This is a genomic window from Phyllobacterium pellucidum (genome assembly GCF_013327855.1).
GTDB classification, from domain to species: Bacteria; Pseudomonadota; Alphaproteobacteria; order Rhizobiales; family Rhizobiaceae; genus Phyllobacterium; species Phyllobacterium pellucidum.
Genome location: NZ_JABUMX010000001.1, coordinates 846,967 through 871,959, shown reverse-complemented (window position 1 = coordinate 871,959; position 24,993 = coordinate 846,967). Strand labels below are relative to the sequence as shown.

At 60.8% G+C, this 24,993-nt stretch carries 24 protein-coding genes; 19 read left to right on the top strand and 5 right to left on the bottom strand.

The genetic code is table 11. The features are described from left to right. The first annotated feature begins 94 nt into the window (after positions 1-94). The 11 genes from HQ945_RS04240 (at position 95) to lpxK (ending at position 11,876) form a co-directional block, all read left to right on the top strand. Entirely contained in the window at positions 95-1,843 is a 1,749-nt protein-coding gene (locus HQ945_RS04240) for a pseudouridine synthase (protein ID WP_113281841.1), read from the top strand. A 2-nt stretch (positions 1,844-1,845) separates the two neighbouring features. After that, on the top strand, positions 1,846-2,403 hold the full coding sequence (rsmD, locus tag HQ945_RS04235; protein WP_091919605.1) for a 16S rRNA (guanine(966)-N(2))-methyltransferase RsmD: 558 nt from the start codon (positions 1,846-1,848) through the stop codon (positions 2,401-2,403). Between the two features lie 49 nt (positions 2,404-2,452). Further along, the gene (locus tag HQ945_RS04230) at positions 2,453-3,931 is read left to right on the top strand and encodes a M16 family metallopeptidase (protein ID WP_113281840.1); all 1,479 of its coding nucleotides are present in this window, start codon (positions 2,453-2,455) and stop codon (positions 3,929-3,931) included. Continuing rightward, positions 3,928-5,247, top strand: coding sequence for a M16 family metallopeptidase (locus HQ945_RS04225; RefSeq protein ID WP_113281839.1), 1,320 nt, complete (start codon positions 3,928-3,930; stop codon positions 5,245-5,247). The genes HQ945_RS04230 and HQ945_RS04225 overlap by 4 nt, the downstream gene beginning before the upstream one ends. Positions 5,248-5,258: 11 nt before the next feature. Continuing rightward, entirely contained in the window at positions 5,259-6,170 is a 912-nt protein-coding gene (locus HQ945_RS04220) for a patatin-like phospholipase family protein (RefSeq protein ID WP_091919600.1), read from the top strand. A 130-nt stretch (positions 6,171-6,300) separates the two neighbouring features. After that, positions 6,301-7,644 carry a TldD/PmbA family protein gene (locus HQ945_RS04215; RefSeq protein ID WP_113281838.1) on the top strand — a complete coding sequence of 448 codons (1,344 nt, stop codon included), beginning with the start codon at positions 6,301-6,303 and terminating at the stop codon, positions 7,642-7,644. Next, positions 7,631-8,440 (top strand): 3'(2'),5'-bisphosphate nucleotidase CysQ, encoded by an 810-nt coding sequence (locus HQ945_RS04210; RefSeq protein WP_027230191.1) that lies wholly within the window; start codon positions 7,631-7,633, stop codon positions 8,438-8,440. Before HQ945_RS04215 ends, HQ945_RS04210 begins: the two co-directional genes overlap by 14 nt. 36 nt (positions 8,441-8,476) lie before the next feature. Then, a complete protein-coding gene (locus HQ945_RS04205) occupies positions 8,477-8,725 on the top strand; it encodes a DUF4170 domain-containing protein (protein WP_027230190.1) in 249 nt (82 codons plus the stop codon). 30 nt (positions 8,726-8,755) lie between these two features. Further along, on the top strand, positions 8,756-9,529 hold the full coding sequence (locus HQ945_RS04200) for a lysophospholipid acyltransferase family protein (RefSeq protein ID WP_036813294.1): 774 nt from the start codon (positions 8,756-8,758) through the stop codon (positions 9,527-9,529). Next, entirely contained in the window at positions 9,526-10,848 is a 1,323-nt protein-coding gene (gene waaA / locus HQ945_RS04195) for a lipid IV(A) 3-deoxy-D-manno-octulosonic acid transferase (protein WP_027230188.1), read from the top strand. The genes HQ945_RS04200 and waaA overlap by 4 nt, the downstream gene beginning before the upstream one ends. Beyond that, on the top strand, positions 10,845-11,876 hold the full coding sequence (gene lpxK, locus HQ945_RS04190; protein ID WP_113281837.1) for a tetraacyldisaccharide 4'-kinase: 1,032 nt from the start codon (positions 10,845-10,847) through the stop codon (positions 11,874-11,876). The genes waaA and lpxK overlap by 4 nt, the downstream gene beginning before the upstream one ends. On the opposite strand, the gene HQ945_RS04185 is transcribed toward lpxK, so the two are convergent. The 3 genes from HQ945_RS04185 to mutL form a co-directional block, all read right to left on the bottom strand. Then, entirely contained in the window at positions 11,871-12,326 is a 456-nt protein-coding gene (locus HQ945_RS04185) for an SAM-dependent methyltransferase (protein ID WP_113281836.1), read from the bottom strand. The genes lpxK and HQ945_RS04185 overlap by 6 nt on opposite strands. A gap of 5 nt (positions 12,327-12,331) precedes the next feature. Beyond that, the gene (locus HQ945_RS04180) at positions 12,332-12,568 is read right to left on the bottom strand and encodes a DUF2093 domain-containing protein (RefSeq protein WP_027230185.1); all 237 of its coding nucleotides are present in this window, start codon (positions 12,566-12,568) and stop codon (positions 12,332-12,334) included. Between the two features lie 83 nt (positions 12,569-12,651). Continuing rightward, a complete protein-coding gene (mutL, locus tag HQ945_RS04175; protein WP_113281880.1) occupies positions 12,652-14,517 on the bottom strand; it encodes a DNA mismatch repair endonuclease MutL in 1,866 nt (621 codons plus the stop codon). Between the two features lie 142 nt (positions 14,518-14,659). Between mutL and HQ945_RS04170 the strand changes: the two genes are divergently transcribed. Next, positions 14,660-15,850, top strand: coding sequence for an acyl-CoA dehydrogenase (locus HQ945_RS04170; RefSeq protein ID WP_091919587.1), 1,191 nt, complete (start codon positions 14,660-14,662; stop codon positions 15,848-15,850). Positions 15,851-15,967: 117 nt separating this feature from the next. Beyond that, positions 15,968-16,345 carry a glyoxalase superfamily protein gene (locus tag HQ945_RS04165; protein WP_113281835.1) on the top strand — a complete coding sequence of 126 codons (378 nt, stop codon included), beginning with the start codon at positions 15,968-15,970 and terminating at the stop codon, positions 16,343-16,345. Here HQ945_RS04165 and HQ945_RS04160 read toward each other — a convergent pair. Both HQ945_RS04160 and HQ945_RS04155 read right to left on the bottom strand, forming a co-directional pair. After that, positions 16,342-17,637: an aspartate aminotransferase type Ic gene (locus HQ945_RS04160; RefSeq protein WP_174207681.1), complete on the bottom strand. Its 1,296-nt coding sequence runs from the start codon at positions 17,635-17,637 to the stop codon at positions 16,342-16,344. The genes HQ945_RS04165 and HQ945_RS04160 overlap by 4 nt on opposite strands. Positions 17,638-17,641: 4 nt before the next feature. Next, on the bottom strand, positions 17,642-17,980 hold the full coding sequence (locus HQ945_RS04155) for a protein tyrosine phosphatase family protein (RefSeq protein WP_091919583.1): 339 nt from the start codon (positions 17,978-17,980) through the stop codon (positions 17,642-17,644). A gap of 312 nt (positions 17,981-18,292) precedes the next feature. Between HQ945_RS04155 and urtA the strand changes: the two genes are divergently transcribed. The 6 genes from urtA to HQ945_RS04125 all read left to right on the top strand — a co-directional run bounded on the left by urtA (position 18,293) and on the right by HQ945_RS04125 (position 24,900). Further along, on the top strand, positions 18,293-19,591 hold the full coding sequence (urtA, locus tag HQ945_RS04150; RefSeq protein WP_036813290.1) for an urea ABC transporter substrate-binding protein: 1,299 nt from the start codon (positions 18,293-18,295) through the stop codon (positions 19,589-19,591). A 100-nt stretch (positions 19,592-19,691) separates the two neighbouring features. Then, complete coding sequence (gene urtB / locus HQ945_RS04145; RefSeq protein WP_174207680.1) at positions 19,692-21,317, top strand: urea ABC transporter permease subunit UrtB; 1,626 nt, start codon at positions 19,692-19,694, stop codon at positions 21,315-21,317. Further along, the gene (gene urtC, locus HQ945_RS04140) at positions 21,314-22,492 is read left to right on the top strand and encodes an urea ABC transporter permease subunit UrtC (protein WP_174207679.1); all 1,179 of its coding nucleotides are present in this window, start codon (positions 21,314-21,316) and stop codon (positions 22,490-22,492) included. Before urtB ends, urtC begins: the two co-directional genes overlap by 4 nt. A gap of 3 nt (positions 22,493-22,495) precedes the next feature. Then, positions 22,496-23,242: an urea ABC transporter ATP-binding protein UrtD gene (gene urtD, locus HQ945_RS04135; RefSeq protein WP_174207678.1), complete on the top strand. Its 747-nt coding sequence runs from the start codon at positions 22,496-22,498 to the stop codon at positions 23,240-23,242. Positions 23,243-23,249: 7 nt separating this feature from the next. Further along, on the top strand, positions 23,250-23,945 hold the full coding sequence (gene urtE / locus HQ945_RS04130; RefSeq protein ID WP_027230177.1) for an urea ABC transporter ATP-binding subunit UrtE: 696 nt from the start codon (positions 23,250-23,252) through the stop codon (positions 23,943-23,945). 58 nt (positions 23,946-24,003) lie between these two features. After that, complete coding sequence (locus HQ945_RS04125) at positions 24,004-24,900, top strand: LysR family transcriptional regulator (protein ID WP_027230176.1); 897 nt, start codon at positions 24,004-24,006, stop codon at positions 24,898-24,900. The last annotated feature ends 93 nt before the right edge of the window (positions 24,901-24,993 follow it).

The window sequence follows — 24,993 nt, the reverse complement described above, 5'->3', positions numbered from 1 at the left end:
GTCAGTTTTTTGCGTCACGCCGCCCCGCAATCCAGAATTTGCTCGCAAGCCAACCTCATAGCTGGTAGTGAGCCCTGCTGAAAGGCTTAACTCCATGACAAGTTCAAATGACAATGACAAGGGCGGCAAACGCCCCTTTGCAAAGCGCAGCTTCGACAAGAAGCCCGCGGGTTCAGCCCGTGGCGGGCGCCCCGCGCCGCGCAAATTCGACGATGCGGCCGCAGTAGCAGAAGAGGGCGAGCGTATCGCCAAGCGCTTGGCGCGTGCCGGCATAGCCTCGCGCCGCGAAGCCGAAACGATGATTGCCGCGGGCCGCGTATCCGTCAACGGACGGCGTCTCGACAGCCCCGCGATCAATGTAAAGCGCAGCGACCGCATTGAAGTGGACGGCAAGCCGCTGCCGGAAAAGGAGCGGACGCGCCTCTGGCTCTACCACAAGCCTGCCGGCCTGGTTACGACCAATCGCGATCCGGAAGGTCGCCAGACCGTCTTTGAATCGCTGCCGAAAGATATGCCGCGCGTTCTTTCCGTTGGCCGTCTCGATATCAATACCGAAGGGCTGCTGCTGCTGACCAATGATGGCGGTCTGTCGCGTGCGCTCGAATTGCCGTCGACCGGCTGGCTGCGCCGCTACCGCGTGCGCGCCCACGGCTCGATCACGCAGGCAAAGCTCGACGGCCTGAAGGACGGAATTGCCGTCGATGGCGTTTTCTATGGCGCGATCGAAGCAACGCTTGAACGCGAACAGGGCTCGAACGTGTGGATCATGGTCGGGCTGCGCGAAGGCAAGAACCGCGAAGTCAAGAACGTGCTCGGTGCCCTCGGTCTGTCGGTAAACCGGCTTATCCGCATTTCCTATGGCCCGTTCCAGCTTGGCGACCTTCCGGAAGGCGCTGTGCGAGAGATGAACGGCCGCACGCTGCGCGATCAGCTCGGTGAACGGCTGATCGAGGAATCCGGCGCCGATTTCGATGCGCCGATCATCAACGTTTTCTCCAATGAAGCGGTGAAGGGTGAATTGGCGCAGCCCGTGAGCGATGTGCGCGAGCGCCCGACGCGCGGCTCTTCCGAGTGGATATCGAGCGCGCCAGTCGCTAAACGGCGGCCGCCGCGCAAGACTGCCGACGAAAAGCGCGAGGAGTCCTTGTCCCGCCTGACGACCGATCGCAGCGAGCGGCCGGCCCGCCCCCCGCGCGACGAAGACCGCAAGCCGCGCCCGCCGCGTGCAGCAGGGCCGAAGCCCGGCCGTGGCGCTAAAGAGGAAGAAATCCCGGCGCGTTCCGGACGCACCGCCAACGTCTGGATGGCGCCCGGTGCGCGCCCGCTCGGCAAGCCCAAGGCACGAACGGAAGAGAAGCGCGGCGAAAGCCGCAGCGACAGGCCCCAGCGTTCGAATGAAGGCGCGCCGCGCGCACGCAGCGATCGCCCGCGCGAAGAACGCTCGTTCGGCAGCCGACCGGGCGGCGAGGAAAAGCGCCGGCCATATTCGCCCCGGCCATTTGCCAATGACGATCAGGTCGTGGAGAAGCCAAAGCGCGCATTCGGTGCGGGCCGGACCGAGGGCGAACGCCCGGCGCGGCCGCCCCGTGCCGGCAAGCGCGAACGCGCCGAGATGAAAGAGCGCGAGCAGCGCGGCGACCAGTCATTCCAGTCGGAGCGGCCCGCCCGCGCCGATCGGCCCTATGGCGCGAGCGGCAAGCCCGCACGCGGCCCCGCAAAGTCCGGCGATCGTCCCTACAGCGGAGGCAAGCCGCGCGGCGATGCACCGGGTGGCGGCGGGCGTCGCGGGCCTGGCGGTCCGGGTGGTTCGCGTCCGCCGCGTGGCAACAAGCCGCGGGGCTGATCGTGCGCGTTGTCGGCGGCAGATTTCGCGGACGTTCACTCGCAACGCCGGCTTCGAATGCGATCCGGCCGACGACCGACCGTACGCGCGAAAGCCTCTTCAATATTCTGGTGCACAACTATCCCGAAAAGTTCGAGGCGACGCGAGTCCTCGACCTTTTCGCCGGCACCGGGGCTCTCGGCCTCGAAGCCATGTCGCGTGGCGCGCGGTATGGCGTATTCATCGAGGAATCGACCGAGGGTAGGGGACTGATCCGCACCAACGTCGAAGCCTTCGGCCTTCTCGGCAATACCAAGATTTTCCGCCGCGATGCGACCAAACTCGGTGATGCCGGCACAATCGAGCCATTCGATCTGGTATTCGCCGATCCGCCCTATTCGAAGGGCCTTGGCGAACTGGCATTCAAGTCGGCCCTTGATGGCGGTTGGCTGAAAAGCGACACGCTGCTGGTCCTCGAAGAGGAGGCCGACGCTGTCGTTGAACTCGATGCGCGTTTTTCGGTTGTCGAGGAACGTCCCTATGGCGGAACAATCATTCGGCTTGTCACATTGAAGACGTAAACAGCGGGATTGTATCGCAATCCTGAACAACAGTACTGGACCGATTTCAATGATCCCGACTATACGCCGCATATTTGCGGCATTTGTTTTAACCGGCGCGCTCGCCGGCGCGGGCGTTTATGCCCCTGCCCAGGCTGAAACTGCCGTGCAAACGCCTGCGACCGCTGAAAGCAAGGATGACCTCGTCTCGTCATTCTATCTGGACAACGGGCTCGAAGTCGTGGTTATCCCGGATCATCGGGCGCCGGTCGTCACGCATATGCTGTGGTACCACGTCGGTTCGGCCGACGAAGAACCCGGAAAATCGGGCATTGCACATTTTTTTGAACACCTGATGTTCAAGGCGACAAAGACTTATCCGGCCGGCGAGTTTTCGCGCAAGGTCGCTGAGATCGGAGGGCAGGAAAATGCCTTCACCTCCTATGACTACACCGCCTTCTACCAACAGGTGTCGCCTCAGGCCCTCGAAATGGTCATGACCTATGAGGCGGACCGCATGGAGAACCTGATCCTCAATGAGGATGTCGTGAAAACCGAGCGCGACGTCGTGCTCGAGGAGCGCCGTTCGCGCACCGACAGCAATCCCGGCGCGCTGCTTGCCGAAGAGGTCAACGCGACGCTCTACCAGAACAGCCCTTACCGCATGCCGGTCATCGGCTGGCAGCATGAGATGGAAAAGCTGAACCTCAAGGATGCGCTGGCCTTCTACGTGAAATATTACACGCCCAACAATGCGACCCTTGTCGTGTCTGGCGACGTCGATCCCGCAACCGTCAAAGCCTTGGCGGAAAAGACCTATGGCAAGGTGCCGCGCCGGGCGGAGCCGGGCAAGCGCGACCGGCCGCAGGAGCCGGAACAGAATACCAAACGCACGGTTTCACTTGCCGACCCGCGCGTGTCACAGCCGAGCTTCCAGAAGATGTGGCTCGCACCCTCCTATACGAACGCCAAGCCGGGCGAGGCGGAGGCTCTCGACCTTCTGAGCGAAATCCTTGGTGGGTCTTCGCGCAGCCGGATTTATCAGGCCCTGGTCGTCAAGGATGGTTCGGCAGCAAGCGCCGGCGCCTTCTATCAGGGCGGATCGCTCGACGACGGCAGTTTCGGCGTCTATGGCTCGCCGCGCGGGGATGCGACCCTGAGCGATGTCGAAGCCGGCATCGATGCGCAAATCGCCCGTATCATCAAGGATGGCGTCACCGAGGATGAACTCGAAAAGGCGCGCAATCGCTTCCTGAAAAGCATGATCTTTGCCCGGGACAGCCAGGCGGGGATGGCGCGCATCTATGGTTCGACGCTTTCCACCGGCCAGACCATCAAGGATATCCAGGAATGGCCGGATCGCATAAAGGCTGTGAAGGTCGCGGACATCCAGGCCGTGGCCAAGCGCTATCTCGTCGATGGCCGTTCCGTTACCAGCTACCTCATGCCCGAAGACGGCAAGCCCGACATGCCCGCCGATGGGGAGGCGGCGCCCGGTACAGCCGAACAGGAACAGCCGCAAGCGCCCGCCGAAGGAGTCCTCCAATGATCCGCGCCGTTACCCCAATCACGAGACGGCTGGCTGCAACTTTCCTGCTGTTTCTCGTTGCCGTCGTCCCGGGCTATGCGGTCGAGATCCAGGAAGTGGTCTCGCCGAAGGGCATACGCGCCTGGCTGGTACAGGATGACTTCGTGCCGCTTGTGTCCATGCGCTTTGCCTTCAAAGGTGGTTCCGCACAGGACCCGAAAGGCAAGGATGGTCTTGCCAACCTCATGACCGGGCTTTTTGACGAGGGCGCGGGCGATCTCGATTCCAATTCGTTCCAGGACAAGCTCGACGATGTCGGTGCCGAGATGAGTTTCAATGCCGATGACGACAGTATCACCGGCTCGATGCGCATGCTGTCCGACAAGCGCGATGAGGCCGTCGAGTTGCTGACGCTGGCCGTCAACAACCCGCGCTTCGACCAGGCGCCCATCGACCGCATTCGCCAGCAGGTGATTGCCGGCATCAAGGCTTCGGAGCGCAATCCGAACACCATTGCCGGGCGCAAATTCGCCGAGGCACTCTACGGCGACCACCCCTACGGCCGTCAATCGGAAGGCACGGAGCAAAGTCTCATGAGCATCACTCACGACGACCTTGCTGCATTTCACAAGCGGAACTTCGCCCGGGATAATTTGATTGTCGGCGTCGTCGGATCGATCAGCCCGGAGGAGCTAAAACCGCTTCTCGACAAGGTCTTCGGCGATCTGCCCGAAAAAGCCCAGCTCGCGACGGTCAGCGATGCAAAACTTGCCTTCGGCAAGACCACCCAGGTCGATTATGCACTGCCCCAGACCTCCATTTCGATGGTCTATCCGGGTGTCCGGCGCAAGGATCCGGACTTCTTTGCCGCCTACATCATGAACCATATTCTGGGCGGCGGGACGTTTTCATCGCGCATCTATAATGAGGTACGGGAAAAGCGCGGACTTGCCTATTCGGCCGGTTCCAATCTCGCCAACCGCGATCATATGGCGGCTTTGATGATCTCGACCGCAACGCGGGCCGATCGCGCCAGCGAAACGCTGCAAATCCTCAAGGCAGAAGTGGCAAAGATGGCCAAGGACGGGCCAACCGAGGAGGAACTGGCAGAAGCCAAGAAATATCTCGTTGGGTCCTATGCGGTGAACAATCTCGACTCCTCGTCGGCGGTCGCCAGCACGCTGGTTGGCCTGCAGGATGAGAACCTAGGCCGCGACTACATCGACAAGCGTGCCGATCTCATCAATGCCGTGACCTTGGATGAGGTAAAGGCTGCGGCCAGGAAACTGTTGTTGACGGACCCGGCGATCCTGATCGTCGGCCCACCGCTTTCATAGGAAAAGGACCGATGGTCGCGCGCGAACTTGATCAGGCAAACGGGTCGATAGGCGCAGGTAAAACCCCGCGCGAGCCGACCTTTGCCGTAGCGTTCGGCGGTGGCGGGGCGCGCGGCATCGCTCATATCAACGTCATTGAAGCCCTGGACGAACTTGGCATCAGACCTGCCGCGATCTCAGGATCGTCCATCGGAGCGATCATGGGCGCGGGTATGGCGGCAGGCATGTCCGGGCTCGAGATTCGTGAATACGCGGTCGCGATCCTCTCCAAACGTGGTGAGATTGCAGCGCGCCTGTGGAAGCTGCGCCCGGCAAGCTTCGGCGAGATGTTTGGCGGCGGCATTCGTCTCGGCCAGTTCAACATCGAAAAGGTTTTGAAGCATTTCCTTCCCGGCCGCATTCCCGAAACATTCGAGGAACTTGCGATCCCGCTCAGCGTCACCGCGACCGATTTCTACGGACAGCGCGAGGTCGTGATGGCCGAGGGCGATCTTTATAATGCCGTCGCCGCCTCCGCCGCGATCCCCGCCTTGTTCCGGCCAGTGCGACGAGACGACCGTATCCTGATCGACGGCGGCATTTATAATCCCGTTCCCTTCGATCATTTGATGGACAAGGCGCGGTTCGTTATCGCCGTCGATGTCGTCGGCGGACCGGAAGGCGATATCGGCAGATCCCCCTCGTCAATCGAGGCCATGTTCGGTGCCAGCCAATTAATGATGCAATCGATCATCGCGACCCGCCTGCGTACGCAGGCTCCGGCAATCTTCCTGCGCCCGAGCGTGGCACGATTCGGCGTTCTGGATTTTCTGCGAATCCAGCAGGTGCTCGAGGAATCGGCGGGGATCAAGGACGAGTTGAAGCGCGCCGTTGACGCGGCTATCACCTATGCCGATCGTGGCGGCGATAGCGACGCGGAATGACAATAATCAACGGCCGCCAATGCCGATTGTTCGTTCGGCCCGCCTTGATAGGCGCAAATTTGCACCATATAGGAGGGTGCATGCGACCATACGATAAATTACCCTAATCATTCATATAATCAGGTATAAAATGAGCGACTCTTTGAACTCCCGTGAATTTCTAGACAAAGCGACCGCGCTCGTCGAAGCTGCAAAAAAAGCAGGCGCCGACGCGGCCGACGCAGTCGTTGCCCGCTCGCGTTCCGCGGGCGTTAGCGTACGGCTCGGAAAGGTCGAAGAGACCGAATCTTCCGAGAGCGATGAGTTTTCCCTGCGCGTCTTCGTCGGTCGCAAGATCGCCAGCATATCTGCCAACGGCGGAGCCGAGCCAAAGGCCTTGGCCGAACGCGCCGTTGCCATGGCGAAAGTATCGCCGGACGATAGCTTCGAGGGTCTTGCCGCTCCTGAAAATCTTGCCCGCCAAATTCGCGATCTCGATCTTTACGATCCGACCGTCGTCGATGCCGCGCAACTGACCGAAGCAGCACTTGCCGCCGAAGCGGCCGCGCTCGCCGTCGAGGGTGTTACCAATTCGGGTGGAGGCTCCGCATCTGCTGGAATGGGCGGCCTCGTGCTCGTCACATCAGGCGGATTTGCCGGACAATATGTGGGATCGCGTTTTTCCCGCTCCGTCAGCGCCATCGCCGGCAGCGGTACCGCCATGGAGCGGGATTATGATTTTTCCTCGCGCATTTTCTATGACACGCTTGAAGACGCTGCCGCCATCGGGCGATCGGCCGGAGAGCGTGCGGTCAAGCGGCTTGGCGCGCGCCAGGCGGCAACCGGCCGTGTAAGCGTTGTTTTCGACCCGCGCGTCGCCCGAGGTATCGCCGGCCATATTGCCAGCGCCATCAATGGCGCGTCGGTAGCACGCAAGACGAGCTTCCTTAAGGATCGCATGGGCGAGAAGATCCTGAGCGACGCGATCAACGTTAAGGACGACCCGTTGCGGGTGCGCGGTTCTTCTTCGCGCCCGTTTGACGGCGAGGGCATCGAGGGCGTTCCCTTGACGATGATCGAGAATGGCGTCCTGAAACACTGGTTCCTGTCGACCTCGACAGCAAAGGAACTTGGCCTCGCCACCAATGGCAGGGGCGTGCGTTCCGGCTCGACAGTCACGCCCGCCTCGACGAACTTCTCCATCGAACCCGGCGAAAAGTCGCCGCAAGACCTGATGCGCGATGTTGGTACCGGTTTTTACGTTACCGAACTGTTCGGCCATGGTGTCGACATGATCACCGGCGAATACAGCCGCGGTGCTTCGGGCTTCTGGATCGAAAATGGCGAACTCGCCTATCCGGTCAGCGAAGTGACGATCGCCTCAAATCTCAAGGAAATGTTTCTTAATCTCACTGCGGCAAATGATATCGATCGCAATTTCGGCATTGCCAGCCCGACACTCGTAATCGAAGGCATGACACTTGCCGGCAAGTAAGCTCAATCTTGAAGACCTGGAACTGATCCGGCAGGCCGCCGAGGGCGCAGGCCGGATCGCTCTGTCTTACTTTCGGCAGGCGCCGCAGGTCTGGATGAAAACCGGCAACTCGCCGGTAACCGAGGCCGATCTTGCCGCCGACAAGTATCTGAAGGACATGCTGCTGACGGCCCGCCCGGATTACGGCTGGATATCCGAAGAAACCCAGGACGAACGCGCCGCTTCCCCGCGAGAGCGCTTCTTCGTCGTCGACCCGATCGATGGGACACGGGCCTTCATCGAAGGTGCCGACGTCTGGTGTGTCAGCGTTGCCGTCATCGAAGACGGCAGGCCCGTCGCCGGCGTTCTCGACTGCCCGGCCCGCAGCGAAATCATCATGGCGACGCCAGGCGGCGGGGCGACGCAGAACGGCGCCGCCATCCATGTCCAGGCCCAGCACCTTCCCTATAAGGTGGCCGGTCCCTCGGCCTTCATCAAGCGGCTGCCGGAACACTTTCTCTCCTCCATCGAACACATGCCCTACGTTGCCTCGCTCGCCTATCGGATCGCCATGGTGGCGCGCGGCGATATCGCGGGGACCTTCGTGCGGCCAAGTTCGCATGACTGGGATCTTGCAGCGGCCGATCTCATCCTATCGGAAGCCGGCGGCCGGGTCGTCGCCGCGGACGGAAAGCCACTCACCTATGGTCTTACCGACACCAGTAATGGCGACTATCGCCACGGCGCGCTCGTTGCCGCAAGCGGATTGCTCATGGATAACATGTTGGACGTTGTCGCTGAAACCGCGTTCGGATAAACAGTCAGCAACCTTCTCGATCATTTGGACAGGCACATGAGCGAAAACACTTCGGATCAAAAGCAACTGCTTCACCTTGTATTCGGCGGTGAGCTGAAGAAACTCGGCGGTGTCGAGTTCCGCGACCTCGACAAGCTCGATATTGTCGGCATCTATCCGGATTTTGCCTCGGCGCAGCGCGCATGGAAGTCGAAGGCGCAAGCGACGGTGGACAACGCTCATATGCGCTATTTCATCGTCCACATGCATCGCTTGCTGGATCCTGCCACGGGCAAGGCGGACTGACCGCGTGCGCGTGGTCGGACAAAGATCGACATGATTGACCAGAATTCAGCAACGGCTAAAGCGCCTCGCCGCAAAGCTGGAGCGCTCAAGCGCTTCTGGCGCTCGGTGCGCGGCCCGCTGGCGAATTCGCCGATCGTCCGCAGCATGATCGTGTGGTTGATCACGCAGTTCTTCCGGCTGGTGCATCTGACCAATCCCCGGCTCAAGGGGTCTTCGGACCTCGAAGATATGAAACGCGGGGGTGAGCCGTTCATCGCCGTTGCCTGGCACGGCCAGCATCTGATGGCGCCATTCCTAATGCCGCGCGGCGTGCGCTTCGTCGCCATGTTTTCCAAGAGCAAGGACGCAGAACTGAATGCGCGCGTTGCCGAGCGCTTCGGCGTGGAGATCGTGCGCGGCTCGGGCGGTCGCGACCGCTCGAAAGGGACGGAAAAGGGCGGAGCACGGGCGCTGCTCGTTTTGAAAAAAGCGCTGGCCGAAGGCAAGACCGCGGCGATGATCGCCGATATTCCGCATGGAACGCCGCGCGATAGCGGTCCCGGGGTTATTCTGCTGGCCAAGCTTTCCGGACGGCCGATCCTGCCGATCTGCTACCTGACCACCCGCAGAAAAGTTCTGGAGAAGAGTTGGGACAAGACCACCATTCCCTTGCCATTCGGCAAATCGGGGTTGATTGTCGGCGACCCGATCTTTGTTCCCGAAGATGCAGATGAAGCAATGCTCGAAGCCAAGCGTGTCGAATTGACCAATAGTTTGAACGCGAACACCAAGCGCGTGCATGAACTCGTGGACGGCGCGGCATGAGCGAAAGATGGGCACGCCTGGTGCTTGGCACCTATCGCTGGATTGGCGCGGCAACATTTCCCATTGTCGGCGCCTATGTTGCCTTCCGTGCCAGCAAGGGCAAGGAGGAGCGTGGCCGTCAGGGCGAGCGCTACGGTGTGGCGAGCGTTGCCCGCCCATCCGGTCCGCTTATCTGGGTCCATGCGGCGAGTGTTGGCGAAACGTCGGCTGTCACTCCGCTTGTCGAAGCAATCGTCGACATGGACATCCATGTCGTTTTGACGACCGGTACGGTTACATCGGCGAAGATGGTGCAGGAGCGCCTCGGCGACCGCGTCATCCATCAATATGTGCCGCTCGACCTGAAGCCCGCCGTCGACCGCTTCCTGACCCATTGGCAGCCTGATCTTGCCATCATCTGCGAATCCGAGATTTGGCCGATGACGATCCTTGAACTTGGCACCAGGCGGGTTCCGCAGGTGCTCGTCAATGGGCGCCTTTCCGATCGCTCCTTTGCCAGCTGGCACAAGCGGCCCTCGATTGCCGAGGCCCTGTTCGAAAATCTCGCCCACGTCGTTGCCCAATCGGATATCGACGGCGAAAGGTTCCGGGCACTTGGCGCAAGGCCGGTGACGGTATCCGGCAACCTCAAGGTGGACACGGCCGTACCGCCCGTGAACAATACTGAACTTGCCGCAATGCAGCGCATGATCGGCACCCGCAAGACCTGGGCCGCGATTTCGACGCATCAGGGCGAAGAGGAGATCGTTGCGCAGGTGCATCACATGCTGAAAGCGCGCCATCGCGATCTTTTGACGATCATCGTGCCGCGCCATCCTGATCGTGCGCCGGAGATCGCCGAGGCAATCGAAAAAATGGGCATGAAGGTGGCGCTGCGCAGCAAGGCGGATCAGATCGAGGCTGATACGGATATCTATCTCGGCGATACGATCGGCGATATGGGCCTTTATCTGCGCCTTGCGGAGATCGCATTCGTCGGCCGGTCGCTGACCGCGCAAGGCGGGCAGAATCCACTCGAGCCGGCCATGCTCAAATCCGCGATCCTCTCCGGGCGCAATGTTCAGAATTTCCGCGATTCCTATCAGCGCCTGATCAAGAATGGCGCGGCGAAACTTGTGCGCGACAAGGATATGCTCGCGGGCGCAGTCAACTATCTCTTCAATAATCCGGAAGAACGCCAGGTCATGATCGATGCTGGCCTCAAGACCGTCGAGGACATGCGCGGATCGCTCGATCGCACCTTGACCGCACTTGAGCCTTTCATCCAGCCTCTCGTTCTGCAGGCACGCCTCAGCAATCGCGAAGGCGGCTGGAAATGATGAGTGAGGCCCCTCCATTCTGGTGGGAAAAGCCGGATTGGCGGGCCTGGGCGCTAAGCCCGTTTTCCAAAGTCTACGGCAGCGTGGCCGGGCGCCGCATAAGGCGGGCGAAGCCTCCCACCGTTCCGGTCCCGGTGCTTTGCATCGGCAATTTCACCGTTGGCGGTGCGGGAAAGACCCCGACCTCAATCACCTTTGCGAGGGCAGCAATCGCCGCCGGGCTGACGCCCGGCATCGTTTCGCGCGGCTATGGCGGCGCGTTTTCGGGCATGCATCGTGTCGATCCAGCCCATGACAGCGCCCGTCTTGTCGGCGACGAACCACTGTTGCTCGCCCGGCACGCGGCGGTCATCGTCACGTCCGACCGCTTTGCCGCGGCACAGGCATTGCAGCAGTCCGGATGCGATTTCATCATCATGGATGACGGCTTTCAAAGCGCCCGCCTGCATTTCGATTTTGCCTTGATGGTGGTGGATGCCGGCCGCGGCGTGGGCAATGGCCATGTCTTGCCGGGAGGACCCTTGCGCGCGCCGCTGATCGACCAGCTTGTGCGAACCGACGCGGTGCTCAAGATCGGCACAGCGAACGGCGCCGACCGGGTCATTCGCAATGCGGCGCGGGCGGCAAAACCGATCTATGAAGGAGTTCTTAAGCCGCTATCGACATCTGAGATAGCCGGCAAACGATTACTGGCTTTCGCCGGCATAGGCGATCCGTCCAAGTTTTTCACGACGCTTCGCGAAGCGGGCGGCATCGTCGAGAAAACGCGCGCCTTTCCAGACCATCACCCGTACACGGACGAAAATCTCGCCGAACTCGCTGAAGCGGCCGATGGGGAAAACCTGACGCCGGTCACAACAGCCAAAGACCTGGTGAGGCTTCTCGACGGCAGCGAGGCGGCGAGGGCGTTTGCCGGCCGTACGTCGGTGTTGGAGGTGGAACTTGTTTTCAACCAGCCCGGCGCACCCGCTCGCATCATACGGGAAACGCGCGATCGCGCCCGTCACCGGCGCCGGGATGCCTCATAAAATGCCGGGGTACCTCCGGTTGATCCGCGGAGGCGCTTCGCGCATCGGAACATTAAGGCTCGTTCCCGTGGTCTGGCTGTAGAGCCTGTCGTTAGAGAAGAGCGTTCCTCCGGCGCGGGTGATTTCGACGCCAAGCGCGACGCGGGTCGAGGCTGCCGCCGGAACCCTGATTTCATAGGCGACCGGGAATGTGCCGTTTCTGTTCAGCGTAAAGCTGGTGCGGGCCAGCCGCGGCATTGGAGCCGAATTACCCCGGCTTGCGTCGTAGGCAGTGACGAACACCACTGAGCTTGCAGTGAGGCGTGCCCATGGCGGTCCCTGCAGATAGCCCCGGATTGTTTTAACCGGGCCCGTATATGCCGGCGCATTGCTGGCCGTATCGGTGGTACAGCCGCTCACAAGAATTCCAGCCGCGAGAAGAGTGAACAGGGTTGCGCGGCGGGTCAGCATATCGCTCAGCCTTTGCTTCGACTGCGCAGGTCGGGGTTCACCTGAAGCTCGCGCTCGAGCGAAATGCGCGCATCGGCATAGGCCTCCTGACGCGCGACGCTCCAATATTTGAGTTCGTCCAGGGGGATCTTCTCCGAGGTAACCGCACAGAGTACATAGGAACCCGGCGACAGGACCTGAAAGTCGCCGTCGAGATAACGAATTTTGGCTTCGCGCGAGCCGGGTCCTTCAAATCTGTTCATATTCTGCCGATGTTCCAGTCGATTGAATGTTCATTTACGGCTCAGAGCCGCAGGTGGTCAAGCATGGCGCGATTGAAAGCCCCTTATCGCCGCCCGAAAAGACGCTCTATGTCGCTGAGCTTGAGTTCGATATAGGTAGGCCGACCGTGATTGCAGGTGCCCGAGCCCGGCGTTGCTTCCATTTGGCGCAAGAGTGCATTCATCTCTTCCGGCTTCAACCGCCGTCCCGAGCGGACCGAGCCATGGCAGGCCATGGTGGCCGCGACATGGTCGAGAATGCCTTTCAAACCATTTGACGTATCGTGCTCGGCGATCTCATCGGAAAGGTCGCGGACGAGTTGTTGGGCATCGATCTCACCGAGCATGGACGGCGTTTCGCGCACGGCGATCGCGCCGGGTCCAAAGGCTTCGATGCCGAGGCCGAAACGTGCCAACGTTTCTGCATGGGCGGCAAGCCGTTCGACATCCACTTCCGGCAGATCGACGATTTCGGGGATGAGCAGCATCTGGGCCGGCAGCGGCCGTGAATGCAATGCGTTCTTCAGTGCCTCATAGACAAGACGTTCATGCGCGGCATGCTGGTCGACAATGACAAGACTGTCCTCGGTCTGCGCGACGATATAGTTGGCGTGTACCTGCGCGCGAGCGGCTCCGAGGGGCGCGGAAAGCAATTCCTTTGAAGCCTCAGTGGCCGCACCACGTGCATCGGCTGCCACGGCCTGTGCGACATCATAAAGGAATGGTTGCGCCGGTTCGGCAAATCCGCCACGGGTGTCGGCGGCGAGGGCGCCTTCGACTTCGAACGGACGGTATGGGGATTGTTCAACGGAGTAATTCTGATTGACGGCAGCGTTGCCGCGCCAATTCTGATGGAGCGGGGCAGCACGCGAGGGATCCGCGCCGCCAAGCCTGAAGGCATGCAGCATCGCCTCGGCCCCGCTGGTTGCAGCCCGGATGCCGGATTGACCGAGGGCTTCGCGGATCGCCCCGACGATAAGGCCGCGTACAAGCCCCGGATCGCGAAAACGCACATCCGCCTTGGCCGGGTGCACATTCACATCGACCAGCGCCGGATCAAGATTGAGGAACAGGACGACGACCGGGTGGCGGTCGCGCGCGATCACATCGGCATAGGCGCCGCGGATTGCACCCCAGATTTGCTTGTCGCGCACTGGCCGGCCGTTGACATAGGCGAACTGATGCAGGCTGTTTCCACGGTTGAACGCCGGAATGCCGGCAAAGCCGGTCAGTCGCACGCCATCGCGCTCGGCATCGATGGCGATGGCATTTTCGGGAAACTCCTTGCCGAGCACCTGTGAAATCCGCTCCAGCATTCCTGACGATCCCGCGCCTGTCGCCGCCAGCTCGATCGGCGTGCGGTCGCTGCCCGCAAGCGAAAAGCGGATATGCGGAAAGGCGATGGCGATGCGCTTGACGACGTCGCTGATCGCCGATGCCTCGGCCCGGTCGGTCTTCATGAATTTGAGGCGGGCTGGCGTGGCGAAGAAAAGGTCGCGTACTTCCGCGATCGTCCCGCCGTTCATCGGCGTCGGGCGCGGCCCGTCCTGGCGGCCGCCATGGGTGCTGATCTCGAAGCCGGAATCCGCGTCGGACGTGCGTGATTTCAACGACAGGCGCGAGACGGATCCGATAGAGGGCAGAGCCTCGCCGCGAAAACCAAGGGCGCGAATATCGTGCACATCATTGGTGAGTTTCGACGTGCAATGGCGCGCCACCGCAAGGGCAAGTTCGTCGGAGCGAATGCCCGAACCGTTATCGGTGATGCGGATAAGGTTCTTGCCACCACCGGCGGTGACGACCTCGATCCGCGTTGCGCCCGCGTCGATCGAATTTTCGACGAGCTCCTTGACCACGCTTGCCGGACGTTCGATGACTTCGCCGGCTGCGATCTGGTTGATAATGGTCTCGGTGAGCTGCTTGATGGGCATTGCAAAATCTATAGTGGATTCGCCGCGTCCGCGAAATCCGTGGAGCGCCGGCATCCCCGGAAAAATCGGCCGGCAAAGCATCTGGTCATCGGATTGGATTTGATGATAGGTCTTGCTTCACATCTAAGGAGGAAAAACAATTATGGCCAATTCCAAGCCGTCCTTCGTCTGGACTGATCCCTTTCTCCTTGAAGAGCAGTTGACCGAAGACGAACGGATGATCCGCGACAGTGCCCGGGCATTCGCGCAAGGCGAACTTCTCCCGCGCATCGAAGAGGCCTATCTGGAAGAAAAGACCGATCCTGCGCTTTTCCGGATGATGGGCGAGTCGGGGCTTCTTGGGGTGACGCTTCCCGAAGAATACGGCACGGCCGGTGCGTCCTACGTCGCCTATGGCCTCGTCGCGCGCGAGGTCGAGCGCGTTGACAGCGGCTATCGCTCGATGATGAGCGTGCAGTCGTCACTGGTCATGTACCCGATTTACGCTTACGGCTCGGAGGAGCAGCGCCGCAAATATCTGCCGAAGCTCGCTTCCGGCGAATGGATCGGCTGTTTCGGCCTCACCGAGCCCGATGCGGGCTCTGATCCCGCCGGCATGAAAACCCGCGCCGAGAAGGTCGCTGACGGCTATCGCCTGTCCGGCTCGAAGATGTGGATTTCAAACTCGCCGATTGCCGATGTCTTTGTCGTCTGGGCGAAGTCGGACGCCCATGACGGTCAGATCCGCGGCTTCGTCCTCGAAAAGGGCATGAAGGGCCTTTCCGCGCCGAAGATCGGTGGCAAGCTGTCGTTGCGCGCCTCGATCACCGGCGAGGTGGTCATGGACGGCGTTGTTGTCGGCGAGGAGCATCTCCTGCCCAATGTCTCCGGGCTCAAGGGGCCGTTCGGCTGCCTCAATCGCGCCCGCTTCGGCATTTCCTGGGGCGTCCTCGGCGCCGCTGAAGATTGCTGGCAGCGGACCGTCCAGTACGGGCTCGACCGCAAGCAATTCGGCCGCCCGCTCGCCGCCACCCAGCTGTTCCAGAAGAAGTTCGCGGACATGCAGACGGAAATCACGCTTGGCCTGCAGGCCTCCCTACGTGTCGGTCGCCTGTTTGACGAAGGCAAGGTCGCGCCGGAGATGATCAGCCTGGTCAAGCGCAACAATTGCGGCAAGGCGCTCGACATCGCCCGCATGGCGCGCGACATGCACGGCGGCAACGGCATCCAGATCGGCTATCATGTGATGCGCCACGCCCAGAACCTCGAAACGGTCAATACCTATGAGGGCACGCACGATGTGCATGCGCTCATCCTTGGCCGGGCACAGACCGGTATCCAGGCCTTCTTCTGACACTATCGTCGGATGGACTTCGATGCCGCCCTGTTGTATCGAAGTCCCGTCGAGGACACCGCTCCGAAATCAAGCATGCGCACCGCCGCCTCTGCCCTATAATCTCAGGAGTGAGCGATGAGCCAACCGGATATTCACACCGTCACGTTCGGGCGCGCTGCGCCCGGTCTCTCCGTCAAAGACCTACAGGTTGCGTGCGCTTTCTACTGCGAAGTTCTCGGTTTTCAGAAGGTCTTTGAAAACGGCAGCCCGGTCGGTTTCATGGTTCTTAAAAAGGATGCCGCGGAGATACACCTAAGTCAGGTTCGCGATTTCGCGAGGACGACGACGAACGCATTCCATATGTTCGTCGACGACATAGCGACATTCTACGCGGTCTGCGAAGCCAAGGGCGTTCGTATCATCAAGTCGCTGAAAGACCAGGATTATGGCCAGCGCGCCTTCGTCTTCGCCGACCCGGACGGCAACCGGGTCGACGTCGGGCAAAGGATTTAGACGCCGCCTTCGCGCTGTGCGATGAGCTTGTCTACGGCGGCAAGGAGGATGCACAGCGCGATACCTTCAGAAGCGAGACGCACCTCTTCCTGTGACGGAAACGTCGGAGCAAGGCGCAGCGTGCTGTCGTTGGGATCGCGGCCGTAAGGAGAGGTGGCGCCTGCCGGGGTCAGAACCACGCCGGCTTCGCGTGCCAGTTCTACCACGTCGCGCGCGGTGCCGTGCATGGCGTCGACGCAGATGAAATAGCCGCCATCCGGCTTCGTCCACCGCGCAACGCCAGTGCCGCCGAGGCGGGTTTCAAGCGCCTCGATGACCGAATCGAACTTCGGCGCGATGAGGGCGCGGTGCGCATCCATATGCCGGGCCAGACCCTCCATGCTCTTCAGAAAGCGCACGTGCCGCAACTGGTTCAGTTTGTCTGGCCCTATGGTGCGTTTGCCGGCCCGGGCGAGATACCATTTCACATTTGCCGCTGACGATGCGAACAGGGCGAGCCCCGCACCGGCGAGCGTGATCTTGGAGGTCGATGCGAAGACGAAGGCGCGGTCGGGATGGCCGGCCTGCGCGCAGAGCTCGATAATGTTGGCGATCTCATGCCGCTCTGTCGTCAGGTGGTGCACCGCATAGGCGTTGTCCCAGAACAGGCGGAAGTCGGGCGCACCGGTTCGCATGGCTGCAAGGCGTTCGATCGTTTCGGTCGAATAGGTTTCGCCCGAGGGATTGGAGTATTTGGGAACGCACCACATGCCCTTGACGTCGGGATCGGCGACGAGTTCCTCGACCATATCCATGTCGGGGCCGTGCCCGGTTAGCGGGACGGGGAGCATGCGAATGCCATATTCCTCGCAGATGGCGAAATGCCTGTCGTAGCCGGGAACCGGGCAGATGAAGGCCGGCGAACCTGATTGCTGCGACCAGGGCTCCATTTCGCCCGGTACGCCCTTCACCATCGCCCAGAGCAAACAATCATGCATCATGGCAAGGCTCGAATTGTCGCCGACGACGATGCGATCGGCCGACGCACCCATCATGGGTGAGAACAATGCGCGGGTTTCGGCAAGACCCTGGAGCCCGCCATAGTTGCGGGCATCTTCGCCTGCCTCACTGTAGTGGTCCCCATTGCCTGGAAGAACCAGCATGCCATTGGCAAGATCGAGCTGTTCCGGGCTCGGCTTGCCGCGGGTCATGTCGATCTTCAGCCCCTTGGCGCGGAAGGCTTCGTAATCGCGCAGGACGCGGTTGCGCAGGGCGTCGAGTTCATCGGCGCCAAGATCAGCGATGGGGAGCATCTGGTTAGCCCTTCTGCTGCTGGACGATGCCGTAAATATTGGTCGAGCGGGCGCCCGAGCGGCAATAGGCGAGGACGGGACCCTCAGCCTCGTCAAGCGCGCGCGCCATCGCGTCGACGTCGTCCTGTGTCAATTGCCCTGAAACGACAGGGACGTAGTAAATCGCTATGCCCGCTTTTTCGGCAACGTTCTTGATCTCGGCAAAGTTGGGCTGATCGGCCGATTCGCCGTCCGGGCGGTTGCAAATAATCGTGTGGTAGCCTGCCGCGGCGAGATCGCGAACGTCGTCGGGTGAAATCTGGCCGCTCACGGCGTAGCCTTCGTCGATTTGACGGATATCCATCTTATGTCCCTGGGAAGTGTGAAAGTCGCCTCACCATACATCAAACGATGGTCAACGCCATCTGAAAAGCATCGCTGTTGCCCAACGATGATTAAATTTTCATCACGAGTAAGGATATGACTAAAGTATAAGCGGAAGTGTCGGGTATTTGCCACGCTCAAACTTCGCGCCTGCAAGCCGGATAACCGGGCGCAGGCGCTAAAATACCGATAAATTTGAAGAATTTATAATTTTCGATGCGGCTGCCGGAGTTGGCACACTCATTGCTTTTAATCCCTTGGTACACACAACCAAAAAGAGGGGTTTACCTGAATGTCCAGTCTAACAGCCAGATTTATCGGGACTTTTGCGGCCGCGGCCATGGGCGCGGCGCTGGCTTTCTCGCCTGCCGTAGCTGCGGATGATACGATCAAGGTCGGCATCCTGCACTCCCTTTCCGGGACCATGGCGATTTCCGAAACCACGCTCAAGGACACGATGCTGTTCCTCATCGACGAGCAGAACAAGAAGGGCGGCGTGCTTGGCAAGAAGCTCGAAGCGGTGGTCGTCGATCCGGCGTCGGATTGGCCGCTCTTTGCCGAAAAGGCCCGCCAGCTGATCGAGCAGGACAAGGTCGCCGCCGTCTTCGGTTGCTGGACCTCATCGTCGCGCAAATCGGTCCTCCCGGTCTTTGAAGAGCTCAACTCCATGTTGTTCTACCCCGTCCAGTACGAGGGCGAGGAAAGCTCGCGCAACGTCTTCTATACGGGCGCCGCGCCGAACCAGCAGGCAATCCCTGCCGTCGATTATCTTGCCAAGGAAGAGGGTGTCGAGCGCTGGGTCCTCGCCGGTACCGACTACGTCTATCCGCAGACCACGAACAAGATTTTGAAGGCCTACCTCAACGCCAAGGGCGTCAAGGATGAGGACATCATGATCAACTACACGCCGTTCGGCCATTCCGACTGGCAGACGATCGTGTCCGACATCAAGAAATTTGGTTCCGCCGGCAAGAAGACCGCAGTCGTTTCGACCATCAACGGTGATGCGAACGTACCCTTCTATAAGGAACTCGCAAACCAGGGCATCAAGGCGGAAGACATTCCCGTCGTTGCCTTCTCGGTGGGTGAAGAAGAACTTGCGGGCCTCGATACCAAGCCGCTGGTCGGCCACCTTGCCGCCTGGAATTACTTCCAGTCGGTCGATGCCGATGCCAATGCCGAGTTCATCAAGGAATGGCACGCCTATACCAAGAACGACAAGCGCGTGACCAACGACCCGATGGAAGCGACCTATATCGGTTTCAACATGTGGGTGAAGGCAGTTGAAGCTGCCGGAACCACGGATTCCAATGCGGTGATCGATTCGATCGTCGGCGTGTCGGTGCCGAACCTGTCCGGCGGATCAGCCACGATGATGCCGAACCATCACATCACAAAGCCGGTGCTGATCGGCGAAGTGCAGGACGACGGCCAGTTCGACATTGTCTATCAGACGCCCGGTCTCGTTGTCGGCGACGAATGGTCCGATTACCTGCCGGGCTCCAAGGATCTCATCTCCGATTGGCGCAAGCCGATGTCATGCGGCAATTTCAACGTCGTCAGCGGCAAGTGCGGCGGCGTGACCAACTGATGCCTACCCGGCTTCGGTTTGGGGCACATCCGAAGCCACTCCACCTCCGCGCAAGTGGGGGTGGAGCCACTCCGAGGATACTCGTACCCAGGATTGTTTTATGCAATTGATCCGCTTGCTGGCCGTATTCCTTGTGCTCTCGGGCGTGTTTGCGCCTGGAATGGAGGCGGGGGCTGAAACGGTCGACGATGCCACGCTGCGGCCGCTCATCCAGGCTCTTGCTGCAGAAAATTTCGACGAGACGACGAAGGCCGTTTCCGGCCTCGCCAAGACCGGCGATGCGCGCGTATCCGCCATCCTCAACGCGCTGACGGCCGGCGATCTTTACATCGTCAAGGCGGACAAGGCGGTTTTCATCGGCAAACGCGATGGCTCGGACTACGCCGCCACCGATCCCCTGACGGGTGCCAAGCTTGCACCCGTGCCGCGCAATGCCGCGGAAAAGATCAAGGTCAACAACCGTCTGCGCCGCGATATAGCAGCGGCGATCGGCGGCCTCACGCTGATGAGCGACAATCCTGCGGAACGACGCTCCGCCGCCGAAACAATTCTGAAGACCCGCGATCCAGAGTCCATCGCTTTGCTCGATCAGGCCATCGCGGCGGAAAAAGATAGCGGGATCAAGGCCGTGATGCAGCAGGCGAAAGCTGCCGCGGTGCTGAATTCGACCGCGCCGGATGACGCCAAGATCGCGGCGATTGCGGAGGTCACCGCCGGCAACAGCCGCGACGCCCTGGGACTTCTGACTCCGCTCCAGGGTAGCGACGGCCCGGTGGGCGACGCCGCGCATTCGGCGATCGACAGCATCAACGGCAAGCTCGCCTTGTGGAACGGCATCCAGAATATCGTCTACGGTCTGTCGCTGGGCTCCGTGCTACTGCTTGCGGCGATCGGGCTGGCGATCACCTTCGGCGTCATGGGCGTCATCAACATGGCCCACGGCGAGATGGTCATGATCGGCGCCTATACCACCTTTGTCGTGCAGCAGATCATCCGCGCCTCGGCGCCGGGCCTTTTCGATTATTCGTTGCTCATTGCGCTGCCTGCGGCCTTCATCGTCTCGGGCGCCGTCGGCGTCGTCATCGAGCGCGGCATCATACGCTTCCTCTATGGCCGTCCGCTGGAAACGCTGCTTGCGACATGGGGCATTTCGCTGGTCCTGCAGCAGGCGATCCGCTCCTGGTTCGGCGCCTCAAACGTTCAGGTCGGCAACCCATCATGGATGGCAGGGTCGTTCGATCTCGGTCTCCTGACGCTCACCTGGTCGCGCCTGTGGATCATCGTCTTTGCCCTTTCGGTCTTCGCGGTACTGCAGCTGGTGCTGAAGAAGACGATGCTCGGGCTGCGCATGCGCGCCGTCACCCAGAACCGGCGCATGGCCTCCGCCATGGGTATCAGGACGCCCTGGGTCGACGCGCTGACCTTTGGCCTCGGCTCCGGCATAGCCGGCATTGCCGGCGTGGCGCTGAGCCAGATCGACAATGTCAGCCCCAATCTGGGTCAGGGCTATATCATCGACAGTTTCGTGGTCGTTGTCTTCGGCGGCGTTGGCAATCTCTGGGGAACGCTGGTCGGCGCGATGTCGCTGGGCATAGCCAACAAGTTCCTCGAACCCTTCGCGGGAGCCGTCCTCGGCAAGATCCTCGTGCTGGTGCTGATCATCCTGTTCATCCAGAAGCGTCCCCGTGGTCTCTTCGCACTCAAGGGAAGGGCCATCGAGGCATGATCACGCAGTGGTTTTTCACCCATGTCGATCGTCGCGGTGCAATCGTTATCGCCTTGCTGGTGGCGCTGGCCTGCCTCGTGCCACTCTCGAATCTGCTGCTGCCGCCGACCTCGGCCTTGCATGTGCCGACCTATCTCGTATCGCTGATCGGCAAGTACCTGACCTACGCCCTGCTGGCGGTCGCTCTCGATCTCGTCTGGGGATTCTGCGGCATCCTTTCGCTCGGCCATGGCGCATTCTTCGCGCTCGGCGGCTATGCGATGGGCATGTACCTGATGCGCCAGATCGGTCCGCGCGGCGTCTATGCCGATCCGGTGCTGCCCGACTTCATGGTGTTCCTCAACTGGAAGGAACTGCCGTGGTTCTGGCACGGCTTCAACCATTTCTGGTTCGCGGCGCTCATGGTTGTGCTGGTCCCCGGCATTCTCGCCTTTGGCTTCGGCTGGCTTGCCTTCCGCTCGCGTGTCACCGGCGTTTATCTGTCGATCATCACCCAGGCTCTGACCTACGCCTTGCTTCTTGCGTTCTTCCGCAACGACATGGGATTTGGCGGCAATAACGGCCTCACCGATTTCAAGGATATTCTCGGCTTCAACATCCAGGCGGACAGCACGCGCTCGATGCTGTTTGCGGCCACAGCGTTGTTCCTGGCGCTTGCCGTATTCGTAACCAGTTTCATTGTCCGCTCCAAACTCGGCAAGGTCCTCGTCGGCGTGCGCGACGCGGAGAGCCGCATGCGCTTTCTCGGCTATCGGGTCGATCGCTACAAGCTCTTCGTCTGGACGGTCTCCGCCATGATGGCGGGCATTGCCGGCGCGCTTTATGTGCCGCAGGTCGGCATCATCAATCCCTCCGAATTCGAGCCCGCCAATTCCATCGAAGCGGTGATCTGGGTTGCCGTGGGAGGCCGCGGCACCATCATCGGGCCAATTCTCGGCGCGGTGCTGGTCAATTTCGGCAAGACCTATTTCACCGCGGCATTTCCGGAGATCTGGCTGTTCGCGCTCGGTGCGCTCTTCATCCTCGTCACCCTGTTCCTCCCGAAGGGCATACTCGGCCTTTACGGCACATGGGAGACAAAGCGAAAGGACCGCATCGCTCGCAAGCGCAGCGAACCGGGCTCCCCGGCAACAGAACGTGCGACACCGATCGCCGAACCCCAGGCAGCGGAGTAGACCATGAAAGCCAAGGATACACTTCTCTATCTCGATGGCGTCTCGGTCTCGTTTGACGGATTTCGCGCCATCAACAATCTGTCGCTTGTGCTCCAGGCCGGTGAAATGCGCGCAGTCATTGGCCCGAACGGCGCCGGCAAGACAACGATGATGGATATCATCACCGGCAAGACCCGCCCGGATACGGGCGACGTTTATTTCAAGGGCGAGATCGACCTTACCCGTCACGACGAGGCGGAAATCGCGCTTCTCGGCATCGGTCGCAAGTTTCAGAAGCCGACTGTTTTTGAAAGCCATACCGTCGAGGACAATCTTATGCTTGCGCTGGCAGGCCCGCGCTCGGCCTTCTCGGCGCTGTTCCATCGCCAAAGCGCCGACGAGGCGGAACGGATCGACGACATTCTACACACGATCCGCCTGCACACCAAGCGGGACTGGCTGGCTGCAAATCTCTCGCACGGCCAGAAGCAGTGGCTGGAGATCGGCATGTTGCTCGCGCAAGATCCGAAGCTGTTGCTCGTCGACGAGCCTGTCGCGGGCATGACGGATGCTGAAACGGCGGAAACCGCCAAGCTCCTGCGCGAAATTGCCAAGACGCGCTCGGTGCTGGTGGTCGAACACGACATGCATTTCGTGCGCGAACTCGACGTCAAGGTCACGTGCCTTCATGAAGGCTCGGTTCTGGCGGAAGGCTCGCTCGACTATGTCAGCAACGACCAGCGCGTCATCGAAGTTTACCTCGGACGATAGGAACATCATGCTCAGCGTTGAAAATGCCTCTCTCCACTATGGTGCCGCTCAGGCGCTGCGCGGCGTATCGCTGGAGGTCAAGCCGAAGTCGATTACCTGCGTTCTCGGCCGCAACGGTGTCGGCAAGACGAGCATGCTGCGCGCCATCGTCGGCCAGCACCCCCTGTCATCGGGATCGATACGCTTCGAAGGCGCGCCGATCGACCGGAAGCCGTCTTATGAGCGTGCCCGCGCCGGCATTGCCTTCGTTCCGCAAGGCCGCGAGATTTTTCCGCTGCTCACCGTCCGTGAAAATCTGGCAACCGGATTTGCCGCCGCCTCACGCGGCAATCGCACCGTGCCCGCGGAAGTGTACGAGCTGTTTCCGGTGCTGAAGACGATGCTGGGTCGCAGGGGCGGCGATCTTTCCGGTGGCCAGCAGCAGCAACTGGCAATCGGCCGTGCGCTGGTGACGCGGCCGAAATTGCTGGTGCTCGATGAACCGACCGAGGGTATCCAGCCATCGATCATCAAGGATATAGGCCGCGCTATCCAGTTTCTGCGCGATCAGGCCGGCCTCGCCATCCTTCTCGTCGAGCAGTATCTCGACTTCTGCCGCGAACTCGCCGACCACGTCTACATCATGGATCGCGGCGAGATCGTACATTCCGGCGACGCGCCGAGCCTCGACCGGCCGGAGGTCCGCAAGTTCCTGACTGTTTGAATTTGCCTTGCTGACGACAGGTCAACATCGCTAGGTTCGCTCCGAAGGAGCAACCTTGATGATCGACAAGCTGGAATTTTTCATCGCGCTGGCGCGGCATCGGCATTTCGGTCGTGCCGCCGAAGAATGCGGCGTGACCCAGCCCACTCTGTCGGCCGCCATCCGTCAGCTCGAGGACACGCTCGGCGTCGTTCTCGTCCAGCGGGGCTCACGCTTCAAGGGCCTTACGTCCGAAGGCCAGCGCGTTCTTGAATGGGCGCGGCGCATCGTTGGCGATACGCGCACCATGCGCGAGGAATTGCGCGCCGCCCGCCTTGGACTTGCCGGTCATGTAAAGATCGCGGCAATTCCGACCGCGCTTGCCATGGTGTCGCGGCTGACGACTCCGTTTCGGGAGAAGCACCCGGACGTGACGTTCTCGGTAACGTCGCGCACTTCGCTTGAAGTTCTGACGCTGCTCAGCAATTTCGAGATCGATGTCGGCATAAGCTATCTCGACAATGAGCCACTCGGGCGTGTCACTTCGGTGCCGCTTTATACCGAGCGCTACCAGCTCATTACATCGGCCGGGAGTACCCACGCCGACCGGCAGTCCGTCACCTGGAGGGAGGTCGGACAATTACCGCTCTGCCTGCTCACCATGGACATGCAGAACCGCCGCCTTATCAACAAGCATTTGCAAGAGGCGGGAATAGAGGTCCATCCGACGCTCGAATCGAATTCGATGATCGTGCTGTTCTCGCACATTCGCACTGGCAAGTGGGCGAGCATCATGCCGCTCAACCTTGCTGAGACGCTCGGATTTGCAGAACCGATCCGCGCCATCCCCATTGTCGAGCCCGATGCGCGCCACCTTGTCGGGCTCGTTGCGGCCGACCGCGAACCGCATACCCCACTGGTTTCGGCGCTTCTGCACGAAGCGCGAGCCCTTGCGCAAAGTTTGGACATGGTTTGATAGAAATCTTCTATCGAATGACGAGACTGCGATATTGATATATAATCCCATATTTGATCTGTTCTAAAGAACAGGGAGAAACATGAGGGAGGG

Coding starts and splice junctions, on each gene's coding strand:
- HQ945_RS04240 (WP_113281841.1), top strand. CDS start 95: ATGACAAGTTCAAATGACAATGACAAGGGCGGCAAACGCCCCTTTGCA.
- HQ945_RS04230 (WP_113281840.1), top strand. CDS start 2,453: ATGATCCCGACTATACGCCGCATATTTGCGGCATTTGTTTTAACCGGC.
- HQ945_RS04225 (WP_113281839.1), top strand. CDS start 3,928: ATGATCCGCGCCGTTACCCCAATCACGAGACGGCTGGCTGCAACTTTC.
- HQ945_RS04220 (WP_091919600.1), top strand. CDS start 5,259: ATGGTCGCGCGCGAACTTGATCAGGCAAACGGGTCGATAGGCGCAGGT.
- HQ945_RS04215 (WP_113281838.1), top strand. CDS start 6,301: ATGAGCGACTCTTTGAACTCCCGTGAATTTCTAGACAAAGCGACCGCG.
- HQ945_RS04205 (WP_027230190.1), top strand. CDS start 8,477: ATGAGCGAAAACACTTCGGATCAAAAGCAACTGCTTCACCTTGTATTC.
- HQ945_RS04200 (WP_036813294.1), top strand. CDS start 8,756: ATGATTGACCAGAATTCAGCAACGGCTAAAGCGCCTCGCCGCAAAGCT.
- waaA (WP_027230188.1), top strand. CDS start 9,526: ATGAGCGAAAGATGGGCACGCCTGGTGCTTGGCACCTATCGCTGGATT.
- lpxK (WP_113281837.1), top strand. CDS start 10,845: ATGATGAGTGAGGCCCCTCCATTCTGGTGGGAAAAGCCGGATTGGCGG.
- HQ945_RS04185 (WP_113281836.1), bottom strand. CDS start 12,326: ATGCTGACCCGCCGCGCAACCCTGTTCACTCTTCTCGCGGCTGGAATT.
- HQ945_RS04180 (WP_027230185.1), bottom strand. CDS start 12,568: ATGAACAGATTTGAAGGACCCGGCTCGCGCGAAGCCAAAATTCGTTAT.
- mutL (WP_113281880.1), bottom strand. CDS start 14,517: ATGCCCATCAAGCAGCTCACCGAGACCATTATCAACCAGATCGCAGCC.
- HQ945_RS04170 (WP_091919587.1), top strand. CDS start 14,660: ATGGCCAATTCCAAGCCGTCCTTCGTCTGGACTGATCCCTTTCTCCTT.
- HQ945_RS04165 (WP_113281835.1), top strand. CDS start 15,968: ATGAGCCAACCGGATATTCACACCGTCACGTTCGGGCGCGCTGCGCCC.
- HQ945_RS04160 (WP_174207681.1), bottom strand. CDS start 17,637: ATGCTCCCCATCGCTGATCTTGGCGCCGATGAACTCGACGCCCTGCGC.
- HQ945_RS04155 (WP_091919583.1), bottom strand. CDS start 17,980: ATGGATATCCGTCAAATCGACGAAGGCTACGCCGTGAGCGGCCAGATT.
- urtA (WP_036813290.1), top strand. CDS start 18,293: ATGTCCAGTCTAACAGCCAGATTTATCGGGACTTTTGCGGCCGCGGCC.
- urtB (WP_174207680.1), top strand. CDS start 19,692: ATGCAATTGATCCGCTTGCTGGCCGTATTCCTTGTGCTCTCGGGCGTG.
- urtC (WP_174207679.1), top strand. CDS start 21,314: ATGATCACGCAGTGGTTTTTCACCCATGTCGATCGTCGCGGTGCAATC.
- urtD (WP_174207678.1), top strand. CDS start 22,496: ATGAAAGCCAAGGATACACTTCTCTATCTCGATGGCGTCTCGGTCTCG.
- urtE (WP_027230177.1), top strand. CDS start 23,250: ATGCTCAGCGTTGAAAATGCCTCTCTCCACTATGGTGCCGCTCAGGCG.
- HQ945_RS04125 (WP_027230176.1), top strand. CDS start 24,004: ATGATCGACAAGCTGGAATTTTTCATCGCGCTGGCGCGGCATCGGCAT.